Source organism: Phycisphaerae bacterium (genome assembly GCA_024102815.1).
In the GTDB taxonomy this organism is placed as follows: domain Bacteria; phylum Planctomycetota; class Phycisphaerae; order UBA1845; family UBA1845; genus JAGFJJ01.
Window position 1 is genome coordinate 1 of record JAGFJJ010000003.1, and the last position, 16880, is coordinate 16880.

Here is a 16880-nt window from a genome sequence, read left to right on the forward strand (position 1 = left end):
TACTCCATCAGCTTCTGACGCCGCCCGAACTCACGGTTCTTCTTGTTGGCTACCGCCTGGCGCCGATCTTGCACACGCCGGCGCTGGCGCTCCACACACTCGGCATCCAGCCGTTCTACTCTGATGCTGGCGACGGCGGCGGCCGCCGTTGTGACGAGTGTACTCATCACCTTCTCCAGTCGTTGCGTCTTCCGATCCGCCCACTGCCTGCGAACATCCCCGCCGGATAACTGGGCGCACAGACGGCCAGTCAGTCGCGCGGGGTCCGAGACGGACTTCTTCTCGTCGATTTCTTCAACGATGCGAACGTAGACCTCATCCTCTCCGATCGCCAGCGCCGTTTGGCCGCCGCCCGTCGGTACCGTACGTACTGTCCCACCTTGTCCTTCCCACTTGCGAATCAGCGTCTCGCAAAGTGCAAGACAGCGCTGGACCGAATCCGACGAGACTTGCGCGTCCAGTACCGTCTTCGAGTCGGTGCGGAGCAAGCCGTTCTGATCCGGTTTTGCGGCGGCCAGTTGGGACTGAGCGGCGACCACCAGCTCGTGTGGCGCGGCGTCGGCAACGGCCGGTGTTGACGGCGTGTCGTGGTTCGGCCCCTGTGCGTTCTGTTCGAACGCTTCTTCAGGCAGCTGCCACCCCTGCATCAGAACGACGGAATCTCGATCACCGCGGAGCTTTGGCAGTGGCTTTCGTGGGGGCTTTTGGCCTGCGGCCAACTTGGCCCAATACCCTCTTGGCGGCCGCGGAATCTTGTGTCGTTTGCACGCCTTCGCAAGCGCGACATCGGAGATTCCATAGAGTGGTGCCAAGCGGCTTCCGGGAATGGTCCACACTTGCTCGTAGAGTTTCTCGCGGTCAACAGCGGACACGGTATCGCCTCCTGTGTCTTGGGCAGGATTCGTCGAGCTGCTATTATGTCGCCAATCGGCCGTCGGAACGACGGACACACGAACTCCCAGCCCGCACGGGAGGATCAACTATGCCCGCCACGCATCGAACAGACCATGAACCAGCCAGTGCAGCCGCAACAGAACTTGGGGCGCCGGGGTGAATTGAGGAGATTTCGCCTCCCACCTTCAAGCTGCGCATGCCAAGACCGCACAAACTGACCCAGGCTACGCAAGCTTCGTGGTCCACCAGCGATCCGTATCAGCACTCGAGCCGTTACGCCCCAAAATCCCTCGACATCCGTGCTAGCAAAGGCGTGCGGAAGAGGGCCTTGGCCGTTATGGACCGGTTCATCAAGGCGCTGGAAGGCCACGACCTTCAAGTTGAGATCGCGGAGGATCATCGGGGTACCGGCACGTTTGCCGTAGACGGGCGAGATCGCACTCAAATTCACGTGTACGAGAAGACACGGCGAGTAGAACATGTGCCGACTGCCATGGAACTACGTGAAAAGGAACGGTATCCCCGCACGCGGATACCGAAGTGGGACGATGTGCCGACCGGCGATCTGGTGCTTGTCCCGGGTGGGCCTGTCGACCTGTCGAGCGATCAAGCGATCACTCAGCTGTTTAACAAAGCCGTGGCCGATGTGATTGAGAGCTTGGCCGAGGTCCGGCAAGAGCGCGAAGCGGACGAGGCGGCGCGTCGTGAAGAATGGGAACGTCGGAGGGCGATCGAGGAGGAAAAGAGTCGGGTGGAAGCAATGCACAAGGCGGCCGCATCGCTTCAACAGTACCGCCTGTTGACGGACTACATCGAGGAGGTACGTCGCTTCGGCCGGGTGCCCGACGACCAACTCCGAGACGGCCAGACGCTGGAAGAGTGGCTGGCATGGGCCGAAGCTCAGGCCCGTCGAATCCACCCGCTTGGCAGTTGATTGGGCTCGCTAGCGGAAGCACAACTCGGCAAGTTCAACGGCAGAACCTGACCTCCCTTCCAGATCCACAAACCGCATGATCCTAACATGCGGCCTGGGTCCGTTCTCGGGGATCAGGTCAGTTCGCCGGGCCCCCGAATAAACGCGCAACGCACCGGATGTAGTCAGAACCTCCGATCTGGTATCCGCACGAATCTGGGCAACCCGGCGGCTTACCATCCACGATCCGCTCTCGGTGTATTCAATAACGTCAAGCACGCCTCAAACCGATCTCCGAATCTCGACCGATTCGCCCCGTACCATCTTACCTCCGGACAGTTGGATCGCTTGCGCAGGCAGGGCCCAGACCTTGCGAGTCGCTGAGGCCAAAACTGCAAATCCGGGCTCCCCGCCCAGGCCGCCAAGCACATGCTCTATCTTGATGGGCAGTTCCTGGCGCAGCCACGCTGCAACGTCGGAAGCGGGTATGGGGACAGGCGATTCCCGCAGCCGACTCGCAACGCTGCTGACCAGGTAGTCCAACGCGAACGCGACTTCTCCCTGTTAGGGAGATGGCTTTCCGTCGCGAGTTGCCACGTTATACAGCCACACGTTCGGATGGCCGCCCAAGATGCCGAGGACGACAGGCTGCAGGTCGATTTCCCCTCCGGCTGCCTTGCTCGACTCCGCTGTCGTCTCTAATCGTGCTGCGAAGGCCCGTTGTTTCGTACCACTTTTTCCAAACTCCCTCACACGCACCGGAAGGACGAAAGGTTGATCCGGTGCACTCCAAAAGTAGCAGTTGCCTGGAATCGGCTCTGATCGAATCACGCCGAGGATGTCCTCAGCGAAATAAGCATTATGCCGCTTTAGCGTGGCCAGATCCGCATCGTTCAGCAGATGCAGAACAAAGAAGTTGTCACCCTGGCTGATGATCTGATCGGCAATTGCGCCGGGCTGTTGCGTGACCAGGACCACACCCAGGTCGTACTTGCGGCCTTCCTTCACCCAGCGGACGAAGATGTTGCGGTCATCCATCTCACGGTCACCCAGGACCGCCTGCGCTTCTTCGATCATCGCCAAGCATCGGACGATGGAACGAGCGGGATCCGTGAAGTGTCGCCGATTGTGTTCGAACAGCCGCCGGAGAAGCAGCCCGCTAACAGCGAGCGCGTCCTCGCTTCCCAGTAACGACGTGTCCGCGATGATGATGCGGCCCTGGCGGAGCTCTTCGATCAGGTTCCTTCCGACGGGGCTGTTTGCCCTGTGCAGTCGACGGATCGGTGGCACGAGATTGTTCTTGATTGCAGCGAGGCTTACGTCACCGTGATCCTTCCGAGTCTGCGGGCGGTACTCCAGGATCTGCGCCAGCGCGTTGTCATCAGCCTGAAATTCTTTCTCTGCAAGGTATGTGACCAGCTTACGCCAGGCGTCCCACTTCAATCCGCGCACCAGGTTGGCGAATACGGTCTCCTGCTTCTCCCAGGGTAGAAAACACGCCAGAATGTCCTGCGGCGAGAAGTCGCCAAAATCGAGGTGCATGTCGCCTTTTTTCAGGGACCCGAAATTCTCTGGTACCGGGCGATTAGTGTACAACGATAGGCGATCCGCCAGTGTCGAGATGTTGGCCATGCCGGGCCGGCCTGCGGCGTCCGGCAATGCATATTCGCCCTCGACGTCGAAGATCAAAAGCCCCACGTCGGGGGGCGAGCTGTACAGCTGCGAGACCAGGTACTTGATGAGATTGCTCTTGCCATACCCGGCGCGGGCAAACACGAAGGTCCGGCGGGCCTTCAGCCGGTCCACGCTGAACTTGATGGGCACGTCGGCAAGCACGTGCTGACCGTAGACCAGCTCGCCAAGCACAACCGCACTCGGATCGTTCTCGAGGTTCACGTTGCACAGATACGCCAAGGCGGCATCGGAGGGCTCGCGCACCGGGCTACCGAATGTCGCGAATTCACGATCACCCACGGTGAACTCGAACCAGCTCTCCGTCATCCGAAGCTGCCCCGACAGTTGGAGTTTCACCGTGTACCGGAGCATTTGCCGGATGATTGGCGCCGGCGGGCGTTCGTCTGAACGCGACAGGTCGGCCAGGTAGCTGTCACCTTGATCGGACATCAGGCGGCCGGCAGCCCGATATTGGCAAACACGCCCAGCCATGGCGCGTCCGGGTCCCGCCTCGATCAGCAGGAACTCACCGAACCCGGGCAGGCCTTCCTCCCGATGCGGTATGACGACATCAAGCTCGAGGTGCAGGCCGCTTTGCGAGAAACCGCGCAGCAAGCCGACTACTGTGCCGCGGTAAAGAGGCAAGTTCGCCGGGTCATTCGTCATCCGTATCCTCAACGATCCGTCGACCAAGGAGCATCAGCGCGCTCGCCTCCTGTGCCACGCTCGGCTCCCGAGCTGCGAGTTCCTGCAGCAACTCAGACTCCAACATCTCGATCTCCAGCCCATCCAGTTTCGCATACTCATGGGCCATCAATAGCTCCTGAGGATATCCACGCCTCGGAAAGCTCCCACGGGACGATCGCCGAAGATATCGCATCATCTCACGAACCCGGCCCTGCTGCCAGGTCGCCACATCCACAGGCACCACCGGGACATTCGTGCCTGTATCCAGCTTGGCGAGGTATAGCTGGCCCATGGCCCGATCGCCAATCCAGCGATACTGTGCCGGTGCCGCCTCGCGTTCCAGGTCCGGTGGGATGCAGACATAGGCGGAGGCGCCCGTATCAAAAGTCTCGTTAACGCCGAAGGCGACGGAGAGGTAGTTGACAATGCTCGACCGCTTGGCGACGCCAACTAGTAGATGCCCGTGTTCGGTCGTGAGGTCTTCGAATCGCTTGCGCAGCGCCTGAAAGACACGGTCCCGCAGCATGACACTACGCAGCAGTCCGTCGCGCAGCAGGAGTGTGGGTTGCTTCTGTGCGGCCAACCTCAGTAGCGCCGCCCACTCCAATAGCTCTCGAAGCATCGCCAGGAGATGGCTTCGCTGGAAATCATCTTCCGGAAGCAGGTCTTCAAGCGAAACACCGAGGTACCGTAAGAATCGCTGGAACCGGTCGTCCGATGCGAAAAAGTAACGCATCACCTCGTCGGGCCGGAGGGACTGGGGGACAAACTCCTCAAAGTGAATGACGCCACGATTGTCGGCAACGCGAACGATCTGAATCGAGATGGGTGCTAGGTTTAGCCGTCCTTCCCCACCATCCGTCGCTACTGTTGCCACGATCGGAATGTCGGCTGCATCACCGTCATCGTCAATCGTGATGGCAGCGAGCTTGGCGACGTTTCTCCTGGTACGGTCGAGCTGTGGCCACTCATGATTAAGCGCAAGGGCCAGCGACCGCCGCATCCTGTTGTGTCGATCATCATCCGGAAGCATACCAGCTACGCCTATTCCACGGAGTTTCGCCTAATCCTCAGATTCTCCGCCGATTATCACTACGGTGAGGATCGGCCTCCATTTTTTCTTGTCACGCTCCCTTTCCATTATGACGGTCTTGCGAAGATCCTCCACGGAGACGAGCAATCCGTGCAGCTATAAGAACGCCCCGTACACGTGTCGTTCTCTCGGACGTGCACCTTAGTGCTTGCGTCCGGTGCCCGGCCTTCGCCCGCGGCGTTTCCTCACGTCTCCGCCAGACGGCGCCCCGCGCCACGGTTCTCCCGCTAAACGGCTGAGGAGTTTCTCGCGAACGAGGGTGGCGGCGACCTTGGCGTTGTAGTCGATCCCAGCGGTGAGTAACGGCCGGATATCATCAAGGAACGCCCGGTCATCCTCTTTCTCAAACAGGTTACGCTCGAACTCGGCGCGCGAGATCGTCCTCTTCTCGTGCTTCATGTATGCGTCGAAGCACTCCACGACTTGGTCCGGTTCCAACATGCCGTGACTGAGGCATAGCCAGAGATCAAATAGATCGCGCCCTTTGCGGCGCTGATAAAGCGCCCGGAGCTTTGTGCCCATCAATTCGTTGAGCTTGTACGTGGTAACGGCGGCCTCGCCGGTGAACCACGGGTTCGTTACGGAGAGTTCCTTCCGATGGTGCCCCATGACGGCGAAGTGCTCGCGCGTGTTGATTTCGATCTTCAGGCGCAACGGGCGAACCGGCGCTATCTCCGAATCAAACCGATACACGAGTGTCACGCTCGCTTCGCTACTTGACCGCTTGGGACGCCCAAGCCAGGGATCCAGCAGGCTACGGATGGCATTCAACACGTCGCCGATGGCACCCGGTTCCGCCTGAACCAGGTCGATGTCCTCCGAGTATCGACTCGGGGGGTGGATGAACAGCTTGTTGAACGCCGTTCCGCCGCGAAGTGTCAGTGAACCGGCCAAGCCCGGGTCGGTGAAAACCTCGACGACCGCGCGTGAGAGCACGAGGTCCTGTTCAACCTGGGCGTCGTCAGCCCAAGGTGCGGTGGAGCGCCACGCTGTAATGTGTGCCTGCGGAATCAAGTCTCAATCTCGATCGGCTCTGCGACGGACACATTCCAACGCCGGTCCTCGGTGACGCCCGCTTCCGTCCGCCCCGGGCGAAGCGGCACGACACGAGGTGATTGACGGACAAGCCACTCGCGAAGCGATTTCGCCTGTTGCCGGCCACGGACCTTTTCGAGCAAGTAACCTAGCCGCTGCGCATTGGGCACGTCCGCGCTGGCGCGCACCGCTCTCAGTAACCGCTTCGGCTCCAACAGCGGAACCAGCTCCGCAAGAACGGTCGCGACGTTGTCAAGGTGGCCCGCCACTCGTGCGAAGCGCACCAGATCAACGGCGGTCGCCTCCGGAGTAGACACGCGCATCGAACCGGTCGGCGTCTTTACATCTTGTACCGGTGCCTTGGTGCAGTGTTTGCTGACGAAGAGCCGAATTCTCGCCCGACCGACCTCCAACGGCCTGGTTGGCCGGTCCGTGAGCACCTGAAACTCCTGGGGTTGCTGATGCGACGCCCCATGAATACCTGCAGCGCTGAGCAGACCGACGTAGTACGGCCGGTCCATCGCTTTCATCAGATCGTTGATGAACCAGGACGGGGGTGGTGCGCCGGCATGGAGATACTCAAGCGGCACGACGACGTAGAAGTAGTTTTTGACTTTGACCACGCGCTGCCGCCGGGCCAGTCGCTGCAGCGCCTTCTTGACCGCCTCGGCCGAAAGGCCGCTGCCGCTGATCGCCTCGCTACGGAGGAAGGTGTACCTTCCACCCGCCTGTATCGAATCGACCCAGCTTTCCACGGTCATCTGAGGCATTATCGCACCGAATCATCGTTTCCGTAAAAGGACGATATATGTCCCTTTCTGCAAACAAGTTTACGCCACGATCTCGCCCGAGTCAAACGGCCTTTTTTTCAGGGCGTACGAAAGGAGGCTGATCGCGTCGACTGACGCTCAGAGCACAGGAGGTACGTCGCTTCGGCCGGGTTCCGGACGACCAACTCCGAGACGGGCAAACAGAGGAAGAGTGGTTGGCATGGGCCGAATGGCAGGCCCAGCAGGTCCATTCGTTGGGTGATTGAGCGTTGCACGAAGATCGTGCTCTTTCTCGCCGCGATGATCAGCGGTTGTTGTTGAGAAATATGTGTAGTTGACCCGAATTCCTTGTCCTTCTGTGTCCGCTGGTGTACCCTGGTGTCACTCTATGTCATGCGTCGAACGGCGATGCATACGAAATGTGGTGTTTTGACTGATTAGAGAGGGTTGCCTGCTTAATCGATTCCCCCCGCTTCCAGTTCGCGAAAATGGCCGTTTCTGACGCGAAAACAGCGAAGAACAGCGGTTTCTTGCGGGAAAAACACCGAACTCAATCAGACTCCTAAAGCCCACTGGGGACCGTCCAAAACCTGTTCAGTTTTGTACTTCCTTTGTACTCTCCGACGGCTGGCGCTGTGTCTGCACTCAACGGTCGCAGCCGTCGTGCACATTTTTCGTGAGTCAATTCCGAGCGCAGTCTTGTTGGCGTCGCCGGTCGTGCCCGTCAGAGGTGACGCGTGTGCCGGCCTGCGTGGCGGATCCGGGGAGATAGGGACAGCGGGAAACAGGGACCCACTCCCATGTCCGCCGGTTCCGAAAGTCAACGTTGAAAACAGCTTGCAGCAGGACGTTCGGAGTGGACTTCGCTAAAATCCGATCATCCATCCCACTTGTGGATTTGTGCTACAGTCGGCCGTACACGATACCGCACCGGTCGCGCACGGCCTGCAATTACATCGTACCGTCGCTACAGCCCCAAGGACGGCGTATTACACCGGGTCCCGCCCTCCTGACGCCACCAAGACTCTGCCGCTACCACCGGCCCCGATTTTCCCGATCCCGACGCCACTCGTCACGCAGATAGCGTTGCCGTCGCCATTGATCCCAGGCGTGCAGCGCGACAAGAACTGCACCGAATGCCGCAGTGTCCCAATCTGCTTCGGCGCCGCCGCGAAAACGCCCGACCCAGCGCTTCTGAAATGACGCGCACGCGGTGGCCTCAAACCGGCCTCCATAACAACAGCTGTCTCGCTGCAGCTACGCTAGAAGCCATCTCAAAACTGCCCGGCATCTGGCCCGGGGCTACTGAAAACGCGGTGTCACAGGGGTTTTGAAACAGCTTCTAGCGTCACCCGATTATTCGGATTGCGGGATCTTGTGCCGCAGCATGCGAAAGCTCGCATGCTGCCTTGAATTGGCGAAGCGCAGCGGCAGGCCGGGCCGCACGCCGGCCGCCTCCGTGGTGTAGAAAACCATGTGATAAACGTACACCAAGTCCGGATCGGCCTGCCCACTGAACGCCACCAATATGGCAAGGCTATACTGCGTAGGCTCGTCGGTCAGTGGGGCGCGTTTTGACACTTCCCAGCCTTTTCCCTCGACGCACGCCGCAAGCGGAATATGCACATCGTCATACTCTGGCGCAGTCCAATCGGGATGCCTATTGAGAAACGCAATTGCAGCAGCGGCCAATTCCTCCGGATCTCCCGGCCCGGCAAAATCCTTGTTGGATCCCGGCCACTTCAGGTCGGCCAGCGTTGCCTCCCATGCGGGTAAGGCTTCCGCGACCGCGGCTTCGGCTTCGGCCAGGTGCCGGTCAACGTCTGCTGCCGCTCCCCATTCTTTCGCCAGGTTGAAGTATCTCACCGCATCTTCTGACCGAACGTACTTCAGCTCTGCCTTTTCACTGTTCTCCAGGCGGATGCTTTTCGATAAACGCAATGCATCGGAACCCCACTTTATGGCCCAGGCCGCAAAGCGCGATTCACATTCCGGAATCTCGATGTCGTAGGCGATGTTGGCCGCTTGAGCGGCCGGCATTGCAACATTCTCCGGTGTCGGGATTCTTTCAAAGGCTTCCCAGACCTGGGGATTGGTCGTGCCGTATCTCGCCCGAAAGCGGTCGCGAACCGGCTGAAACTGTGTCTTCCAATTTGTCCAATTGCGCTTCAGCTGGGCACCCAATTTCTTGACGTCGGATTCGGACTGAAATTTCTCCTGGTAGGTCTTGCTCAGCGATGCCAGCGCCTTCCAGTCGGCCTGCGCTTGCGTCACATTCGTAGCTCCGTCGTTCGTTTCGTCCGGTCCCGACGCCCGTTTCTCCGTGAATGCTCGCATATCCTCCCTGATTTTGTTCAGGCGACTCGGGGCTTCCTCAACATACACTTGCACGCCTTCAATGTCGGGATGTCCCTGGATCCCTTTTTCTTCGGCTAGATCCCGAGCTCTTGATAGCTGGTCTTGAAGGTCGATGATGTGCTGCTCAATTTCGGTGTAGTAATCTTCGAGAGATTTCGACAATTCCGAGGTCTTGCCTCTCTCGATCATACGGTGGGCGTGCTCGATCTTACGTTCGATATCCCGAATACTCCGCATCGCCTCCCTGGCCTCCCGTGGAAGGTCGGTGCGCCCGCGTGTCTCTGACGGAGTGTGAGTAACGGACTGCTCCGCCTTCTCTTCCCCTTTCGGCATGCGTCGAGCCAAGTCCCTCTGCAGCTTCTGGTATTTCGAACGCAGGCCGTTCAGTCGCGAGTTTTGGCGGTCCTTTTCCTCAATCTGCTTCAAGAGCCTGTCGACTTCTTCCAGCTTCGCCGCCGATTCCGCAGTCTTTCCCTCGAACATCAGGTGGCTCGCATTGCGTAGCGCGGCGTCCGCTTCCTTGGCCAGGTCATCGGTCTCATCCGCCCTTCCGGCCGCGAGAGGCAGCAACCCAAGTGTCATCGCAACCAATCCGGCTGATGTTCGCTGCACAACTCGATGATTCATTTTGATGCGCATGTCTTTTCCCCTAGCTTGGAAGTGTCGTACTACGCGACCTGAGTTGTTCAGGTGTGACTGTGCGTGTGAGGGCAACCGTTGCACCACGGATTTTGAAGAGCAATGGCATGACCGTGTCGACTTACGAACAGCGACGATGGAAAACCGACGCCGGCGTTTCGCGCCAGCATTGTACTCGTCGTTCGGGCATCTTGCATCCCTTGGCTTGAAGGGTGATGGCCCGAACCTGGCTCTGCCAATTGATTGAAACGTCCTGTGAATAAAAGGCTTATGATCCGCCGGATTCGGCCCGCTCACAATGCCGTCTCTTCTCGAATCGCAATTCCCGAAAGAAACTTAGATCGCCTAACATAATGGGTTCTTGTGCATTCGATGGCGAATCAAGATGCAGCCGATCGTGAGAAAGGCCTAGTGATGTCGAGCCGACGCCAACAGGTCATCCCCGAGCCGCAGACCATTTCCTGGGGCAGCATCTCCCAGGGGATGCCCGACATCGAGACTAAGACGATGCCACTTAGGCACGCACGGTTCGGCAGACGCCGCCGTCCGGGATGGCGCCACCGTCGGCGTTTGACAGGAATGTACGGCTCGATCAGCGTCCATAGTTTATCCGTTACCAGTGGTTTGGCCATGAAAGTGTCTCCATGCACAAGGAACCATGGCCAAGTATTCGGGAGTCGCAGGCTCAAACACCAGGTTTCAGGAGATGATTTGGCTGGGCTCCGCGATGGCTTCCCAAGGCAGACCCGGCCGCCGATGACACAACGGTCAGGTTTGGGGCGGTAAGCGCTTCGTCCGCCCGAACTGCCGAACGCGCGACGCGGGGTCCTGTTGGTAGAACGCGACCAGTTGGTCGTACAGCTCCGGGTGGCGGCGCTGCAGCTGCACCGGTTGTTCAAGAAAGGCCTCGGTGATGACCGCGAAGAACTCCGCGGGGTTCGTTGCCCCGTAGGCATTGATGAACGTCCGTCGATGGTGTTTCAAATCGTCGACCAGATGGGCGTACTCCCGCCCCAGCACGCGTGCCCATGCGATGTACATCGAACGGCGCGGCAGGGCTGGTGCACCTTCGTTGGCTCCTGACTCGCTGTCAAGCTGGTGGGCGAATTCGTGAAAGACAACATTGCGCCCGTCATGTACGTCGGCCGCCCCCATTAGCACATCGTCCCAGGCGAGGACGACCGGACCACGGTACCATGACTCGCCCAAGCGCGATTGAACACCCTCCAGGATCGTGCCATCCGGAAGGCGCTGTTTCCCGTCGGCCACATAAGGATGCGGGTACACAAGCACCGTTTGCATGCGCGGATATTCATCAGTTCGGCGATGGAGCAACAGAATGCAGGCCTGAGCGGCGATGGTGACGCGGATTTCATCGGTAATGGTCAAGCCACCGCAGCCCTCAAAGCGCTTCTCTTTCAGAAACACCTGGATGTCTCCGCGCAGCTCGGCCTGTTCTTCCGGCGTGAGCAGGCCATAATATTTCACGTTCCGTTCGAGGATCTCCAGCCAGGCGGGCGGAAATGGCCGCCTTCGAATGTGTTCCCGTCTCTTACGCTTGAAGCCAAACATCAGAGGATCCCGATGGTAAGCCGTCCACTTTCCTGCGCGGCAGAACGATGAACGGGCGGCGATGCCGGACCCGCGCTACACCCGGCGTTCCCTCCGTGAGCAATGGCCGCGACCAGCTCCGGCGGCTGAGGTTCCAGAGCACAGACGATCATAGAGCTTGAAAGGCAGAGGCACCACGGCGCCCGGTCGGTGGGTCAAACGGCGCCGGTGTCTCATCGATTAGTCCGCCCGAACGGTACCGTCGCACGGCCCTTGACGCCCGCACTTACGATATGGCTATTCGATTGCGAGGTAATATACCTCATGGCGACGTCCGACTGACAGCCAGCCGGTCCGGTGTCGTCCCGGACACGCACATCTGGGTGAGGAGCCAGAACGTTGGTAGAATCGCGGGAGTACTTGGCTGCCAGCGATCATTCGACATCGCAGCAAGCGCCTTATCCAGTCGGGTTTTCGAATCGGCCCGCAGGCATGACCAAGGCGGGATAACGCAAAGGGAGCTGCCGTCATGACGGCCGGCGTTCGAATCGTGCTGGGGTTGCTCGTTTTGCTGCTGGGGCGACGGTTGTACTGGATCATGGTCGGCATCAGTGGATTCCTGGCCGGTTCCGAGTTTGCCCAACAGTTTCTCGCCGATTGGGCTCCTTGGTCGCGGTTCTTGGTAGCGATCGGGGCCGGTGCGATCGGCGTGGTGCTCGCCATCTTCGCACAACGGATCGCCTTCGCGGTGCTGGGTTTCTACGGTGGCGGCTTCATCGCCTTGGTACTCACCCGATCAACCGCGGGTGACAATGCGCAACTGGCTTGGTTCATACTCGCCGGCCTGGCGGGGGCGATCATCGCGGCGGCGGTGATGGATTGGGCGATCATCCTGTTGACCTCATTCGCCGGGGCATCGGCGATCGTCGCGGGCCTCGCCTTGGGACCCGCTTTCCAAGCGGTTCTTCTGCTGATCTTGGCGGCCCTCGGAATCGCGATTCAGAGCCGCGGGCTGAAGCCCGGAATTCGGCAACGAGGGCCTCGAGGCGAATCGATCGCATCGCAGGAGTAATGGACGTGACCAAGGACGACCGCAACCACAAGCATGCATGCGCCATTTGCGGAAAGACCTTCTCTCACCGGGAACTGATGGCCGGTGCGGTCATTCGTCCGGCTGTGGCCGACCAGATACGCCGCGCCCACCCCGATTGGTCTCCCGACCAATACGTCTGCCGGGCGGATCTCGCGACATTCCGTGAGCAATACGTACATTCTTTGCTGGAATCGGAAAGGGGAGAACTAACTTCGCTGGAGGAGGAAGTTCTACGGAGTCTTCGCGACCACGAGGTGCTGGCCAGTAATGTCGATGCGCAGTTCGAGCAGGAGTGGACGCTCGGTGAACGCCTAGCCGACCGTATCGCGACGTTCGGCGGTAGCTGGACTTTCCTGATTGTCTTCGCAGTATTCCTGGCGGTCTGGATCACGATGAACTCGCTGGTGCTACTGTGGCGACCGATTGATCCGTATCCGTTCATCCTCCTCAACCTTGTGCTTTCCTGTCTTGCCGCCATTCAGGCACCCATCATCATGATGAGCCAGAACCGGCAGGAGGCCAAAGATCGCCTGCGTGCCCGCCACGACTACCAGGTGAACTTGAAGGCGGAACTTGAGATCAGGCAGTTGCACGAAAAGATCGATCACCTGCTCTCGCACCAATGGGAGCGCTTGGTGGAAATCCAGGAAGTCCAGCTCGAGCTGCTGTCGGAAATCGGCAAGCGCTGATTCATGTGGGTCGCGCAAACCACGCCGCGAGCAATCCGCGGAGGATCCCCATTCATGTCATCTATCCCTCACATCGCTTGGCATGCCAAGGCAGCCGAATTGGACGGCGAAGTTGCAGCTTGTGTTCGGGCGATCAACAACGCGGTCCGTCAAGAGTCTTGGAGGAATTGCAGATGTGCCGCTTCGTGCTCTATTCCGGTCCGTCCGTGACACTTTCTTCGTTGCTGGTCGAGCCGGCTAATTCGTTGATCCATCAGAGCTTTCACGGCGATGAGTCGGAGGATCCACTGAATGGCGACGGATTCGGAATCGCATGGTACGTTCCGAAACACAGTCTTCAACCGGCGCTCTTTCGCTCCATGTCGCCGGCTTGGAGCAATCGAAATCTAGTCTCCTTGTCCCGCGTTACCGAAAGCGAGTGTATCTTGGCGCATATACGGGCGGCGACACTGGGACTGGCAGTCAGCGAGAGCAACTGCCACCCCTTCGCATCCGGTCGGTTTGCGTTCATGCATAATGGGGATATCGGCGCGTTTCGGCGCATCCGCCGCAAGCTCATCGAATCGCTTTCCGATCGGGCCTTCAACACGGTCCAAGGCGCCATGGACTCTGAGTATGTTTTCGCGGTGCTCCTCGACGAAATCGGATTCGGCGACCTGCCGCGGACGGTAGCGGCTCTCGCGGATGGGGTCCGGCGGACGATTGCTCAGCTCGAGGCCCCCGTCCGCAAGTCTGGCGAAGCCGTGCCCTCATATCTGAATCTCGCGGTGACCGACGGACGTAACGCGGCGGTATCGCGCTTCGTGAGTGGCGGACGCTCCGACGCGGCGTCCCTCCATAACAGCGCCGGAGGCCGGTATGAGTGCTACGAAGGAGCTTGTAGAATGCGCTCCGTGAAACCGAGTGAGTATGCAATGATTGTGAGTTCGGAGCCGTTGAGCGGTGATAAGAGTTGGCAGGAAATTCCGGCCGGTGATCTCGTAACCATTGACGAGCACCGAAATGTCCAAATGCTGTCCATATAAGAGGTGGCGATAACGGGACCAACGCGTGAGCGGTCAACCTGAGGGAATCTGATGGGATCACAACCAACCGTCGCGTACTTCTCGATGGAAATCGGTCTGGATCCGGCGATACCTACGTACAGCGGCGGGCTCGGAATGCTGGCTGGCGACTCGCTGCGTGCGGCCGCCGATCTGAAGCTGCCCATGATTGCGCTGACGCTTGTCCATCGGAGAGGCTACTTCTATCAACGCCTCGACGCTGACGGGAACCAGACCGAGGAGCCTGTGGATTGGGTGCCCGCCGACTACCTGAAACGCCTGGAGCCGCGAGTGACAGTCACTCTCGAGGGCCGCGTGGTTCAGATCGCCGCATGGCAGTTTGACGTAACGGGAGTAGGCGGATTCCAGGTGCCCGTAATCCTGCTTGATACAGACGTCCCTGAGAATGCCGAGGGCGATCGGTCGCTGACGAATCACCTTTATGGTGGAGATGCCCGTTATCGCTTGCTGCAGGAGGCCGTCCTTGGAATCGGCGGCGTAAGAATGCTCAGAGCTCTTGGTTTCAGAGACCTCGAGCGCTACCACATGAACGAGGGGCATGCCGCCCTGCTGGTTTTGGAGTTATTGGAGGAAGAGTCAAGAACACGAGGGGGCGGCTCGATCGGAACGGACATTTTGGACACGGTCCGACGACGCTGCGTCTTTACAACCCACACGCCGGTTGCGGCCGGACACGACAAGTTTCCCCTTGATCTGGTTCGCAATGTCCTCGAACCTGGTCTCGCCAGGATTCTCACGTCTGCAGAGGAACAGGACGCATTGTGCTGCGATAACGCGCTAAACATGACCTTTCTGGGATTCAGCCTCAGCCACTACATCAACGGCGTGGCAAAACGGCATGGCGAAGTTTCCCGACAGATGTTTGGACATTATCCTATCGATGCGATCACCAACGGAGTCCATTCAGCGACTTGGGCAGCGCCTTCGATCGCAGAATTGTTCGACAAGCACGTTCCCGGCTGGAGAGAGGATACTGCGAGCCTGCGTTATGCCATGTCCCTTAATCGTGATGAGCTGTGGAACGCCCATCAGAAAGCGAAACGGCACTTGATTGAGGAGGTAAACCGGGACACGAACGCAGGGTTCGACCTGGATGTCTTCACGATCGGCTTCGCCCGCCGGGCAACGGCGTATAAGCGACCCGATCTGGCTTTATCGAACGTGGATCGCCTGAAACGAATATCACGCGAGGCCGGTGCGTTCCAGTTGATCTACGCCGGCAAGGCTCACCCTCACGACGGTCAGGGCAAACAGCTCATCCGGTCGATCGTCGGCATATGTCGCTCGCTTCGACCGGAGATCCGCGCGGTCTATCTGCCCAACCATGACATGGAGTTGAGCCGACTGTTGGTAGCCGGCGTGGATCTCTGGCTGAACACGCCCCAGCCCCCGATGGAAGCCTCCGGTACCAGCGGAATGAAAGCCGCCGTCAACGGCGTGCCGTCGCTCAGCATCCTCGACGGGTGGTGGTTGGAGGGATGCATTGAAGGCGTTACCGGTTGGGCTATCGGCGACGATCCCGTGAAACGCAATCCTGACGGAAGCGCGTCGCCCCTGCCGCCCGACGAGGCGCGGCGGCGCGATGCCGATGCGCTCTATCGCAAGCTGGAGGAGGTTATTCTGCCGATCTTCTACCGTGATCGTAGCGGCTTTGTCAGCGTCATGCGACACGCCATCGCCATCAACGGCTCATTCTTCAATACACGGAGAATGATGCAGAATTATGTCACGAAGGCCTATTTCGAGTAAACCAGCGTCACCGACAATTTAATACTCTCATGTTCTGGTACTTGAGAATAGGAATCTTGGGCGCGCCTTCCGTCGGACTTGTCGTGTTGCCGGCGCCAAAGGCACCGCGCGTTGGATCGCTTCAAACGCGATGCGCAGCTGTCCATAGCAGAAACTCCGTCCGAGGTTGTCGGAGTCTCCAAAGTGGAGCGGCACGGCCTCGGTCGGAATTGCGGCGATTTGGAGTGCAAGCACGCAGCTCTGCTGTCAGAGATCCAGACCACCGACGTAGAGGCAATCACGCCACGCGGCAGTATCGATAATGAAGCCCGCCGGATTGCGGAATGGCGAAAATCGTGACACGAGAAGGCGCCCGTCCAGCAACACACGTTGGGGAAACACGAGGAGCGAGTCAACCTCCGCCGCGAGATGTTTCTCGACTGGCCCAAATCGTGCACAGCACAACTGGCGAGAACTCGCGCAAGAACGCAGGAAGTCTCGGTAGACTGCAGGCCACGGAAACTCAGCGGCTTTCGCCAAGAGACTACGGGTTCAACTCCGCCATCAGCGGCGGCGTCGGACACAGCGCCGGCGACGGAGGCGTCGGCGCGTGAATCGTCGTCGGCGTCTGCGGATACGCGTACGGATAGAACTCCTTACCCGATCCAACGCTGAACGCGTTCACCACACGC

Annotated in this window: 13 protein-coding genes; 5 read left to right on the forward strand and 8 right to left on the reverse strand. The window is 59.4% G+C overall.

Annotation, left to right across the window (positions count from 1 at the left end; genetic code table 11):
• Positions 1-872 (reverse strand): hypothetical protein (locus tag J5J06_00060; protein MCO6435464.1); only part of this gene is annotated, 872 nt, incomplete at its 3' end.
• 350 nt (positions 873-1222) lie between these two features.
• Between J5J06_00060 and J5J06_00065 the strand changes: the two genes are divergently transcribed.
• Positions 1223-1828, forward strand: a complete 606-nt coding sequence (locus J5J06_00065) for a hypothetical protein (GenBank protein MCO6435465.1) — start codon at positions 1223-1225, stop codon at positions 1826-1828.
• Between the two features lie 543 nt (positions 1829-2371).
• Here the strand turns inward: J5J06_00065 and J5J06_00070 are convergent.
• From J5J06_00070 to J5J06_00100, 7 genes are all read right to left on the reverse strand, one after another.
• Entirely contained in the window at positions 2372-4147 is a 1776-nt protein-coding gene (locus J5J06_00070) for an ATP-binding protein (protein MCO6435466.1), read from the reverse strand.
• The gene (locus tag J5J06_00075; GenBank protein ID MCO6435467.1) at positions 4137-5201 is read right to left on the reverse strand and encodes a hypothetical protein; all 1065 of its coding nucleotides are present in this window, start codon (positions 5199-5201) and stop codon (positions 4137-4139) included. The genes J5J06_00070 and J5J06_00075 overlap by 11 nt, the downstream gene beginning before the upstream one ends.
• Before the next feature lie 201 nt (positions 5202-5402).
• Positions 5403-6275, reverse strand: a complete 873-nt coding sequence (locus J5J06_00080) for a nucleotidyl transferase AbiEii/AbiGii toxin family protein (protein ID MCO6435468.1) — start codon at positions 6273-6275, stop codon at positions 5403-5405.
• Complete coding sequence (locus J5J06_00085) at positions 6272-7066, reverse strand: type IV toxin-antitoxin system AbiEi family antitoxin (protein ID MCO6435469.1); 795 nt, start codon at positions 7064-7066, stop codon at positions 6272-6274. The genes J5J06_00080 and J5J06_00085 overlap by 4 nt, the downstream gene beginning before the upstream one ends.
• Before the next feature lie 1356 nt (positions 7067-8422).
• On the reverse strand, positions 8423-10063 hold the full coding sequence (locus tag J5J06_00090) for a hypothetical protein (GenBank protein MCO6435470.1): 1641 nt from the start codon (positions 10061-10063) through the stop codon (positions 8423-8425).
• A gap of 380 nt (positions 10064-10443) precedes the next feature.
• Entirely contained in the window at positions 10444-10695 is a 252-nt protein-coding gene (locus J5J06_00095; GenBank protein MCO6435471.1) for a transposase, read from the reverse strand.
• A 136-nt stretch (positions 10696-10831) separates the two neighbouring features.
• Positions 10832-11635, reverse strand: a complete 804-nt coding sequence (locus tag J5J06_00100) for a zinc-dependent peptidase (protein MCO6435472.1) — start codon at positions 11633-11635, stop codon at positions 10832-10834.
• A gap of 508 nt (positions 11636-12143) precedes the next feature.
• Between J5J06_00100 and J5J06_00105 the strand changes: the two genes are divergently transcribed.
• The 4 genes from J5J06_00105 (at position 12144) to glgP (ending at position 16209) form a co-directional block, all read left to right on the forward strand.
• Positions 12144-12686 carry a DUF4203 domain-containing protein gene (locus J5J06_00105; GenBank protein ID MCO6435473.1) on the forward strand — a complete coding sequence of 181 codons (543 nt, stop codon included), beginning with the start codon at positions 12144-12146 and terminating at the stop codon, positions 12684-12686.
• Positions 12686-13396 (forward strand): DUF1003 domain-containing protein, encoded by a 711-nt coding sequence (locus J5J06_00110; GenBank protein MCO6435474.1) that lies wholly within the window; start codon positions 12686-12688, stop codon positions 13394-13396. The genes J5J06_00105 and J5J06_00110 overlap by 1 nt, the downstream gene beginning before the upstream one ends.
• 173 nt (positions 13397-13569) lie before the next feature.
• Complete coding sequence (locus tag J5J06_00115; protein MCO6435475.1) at positions 13570-14421, forward strand: class II glutamine amidotransferase; 852 nt, start codon at positions 13570-13572, stop codon at positions 14419-14421.
• Between the two features lie 84 nt (positions 14422-14505).
• Positions 14506-16209 (forward strand): alpha-glucan family phosphorylase, encoded by a 1704-nt coding sequence (glgP, locus tag J5J06_00120; GenBank protein MCO6435476.1) that lies wholly within the window; start codon positions 14506-14508, stop codon positions 16207-16209.
• Positions 16210-16880 lie beyond the last annotated feature (671 nt).

Coding starts and splice junctions, on each gene's coding strand:
- J5J06_00070 (MCO6435466.1), bottom strand. CDS start 4,147: ATGACGAATGACCCGGCGAACTTGCCTCTTTACCGCGGCACAGTAGTC.
- J5J06_00075 (MCO6435467.1), bottom strand. CDS start 5,201: ATGCTTCCGGATGATGATCGACACAACAGGATGCGGCGGTCGCTGGCC.
- J5J06_00085 (MCO6435469.1), bottom strand. CDS start 7,066: ATGCCTCAGATGACCGTGGAAAGCTGGGTCGATTCGATACAGGCGGGT.
- J5J06_00090 (MCO6435470.1), bottom strand. CDS start 10,063: ATGCGCATCAAAATGAATCATCGAGTTGTGCAGCGAACATCAGCCGGA.
- J5J06_00095 (MCO6435471.1), bottom strand. CDS start 10,695: ATGGCCAAACCACTGGTAACGGATAAACTATGGACGCTGATCGAGCCG.
- J5J06_00100 (MCO6435472.1), bottom strand. CDS start 11,635: ATGTTTGGCTTCAAGCGTAAGAGACGGGAACACATTCGAAGGCGGCCA.
- J5J06_00105 (MCO6435473.1), top strand. CDS start 12,144: ATGACGGCCGGCGTTCGAATCGTGCTGGGGTTGCTCGTTTTGCTGCTG.
- J5J06_00110 (MCO6435474.1), top strand. CDS start 12,686: ATGGACGTGACCAAGGACGACCGCAACCACAAGCATGCATGCGCCATT.
- J5J06_00115 (MCO6435475.1), top strand. CDS start 13,570: ATGTGCCGCTTCGTGCTCTATTCCGGTCCGTCCGTGACACTTTCTTCG.
- glgP (MCO6435476.1), top strand. CDS start 14,506: ATGGAAATCGGTCTGGATCCGGCGATACCTACGTACAGCGGCGGGCTC.